Here is a 201-nt window from a genome sequence, read left to right on the forward strand (position 1 = left end):
GAAGCCAATCGACCAATGACGTTTACCCCACAGCGATCAAGCTCGCCATGATCTGGAGCGTCCAACGGCTCCGAGCAGAACACGCCCAACTTGCTGCCGCCTTTGAAATAAAAGGCCGGGAGTTCGCGAGGGTTCTCAAGATTGGGCGCACCCAACTCCAAGACGCAGTCCCGATGACACTCGGCCAGGAGTTCAGCGGAT

The 201-nt window shown here is 57.7% G+C and carries 1 protein-coding gene; it reads left to right on the top strand.

Features of this window, described 5'->3' with window-relative positions; genetic code table 11:
- Positions 1-201 (top strand): lyase family protein (locus tag FVP33_RS18915; protein ID WP_246142436.1); only part of this gene is annotated, 201 nt, incomplete at both ends.

Origin of the sequence: Lacisediminihabitans profunda, assembly GCF_008040105.1 — a bacterium.
Classification (GTDB): domain Bacteria; phylum Actinomycetota; class Actinomycetes; order Actinomycetales; family Microbacteriaceae; genus Lacisediminihabitans; species Lacisediminihabitans profunda.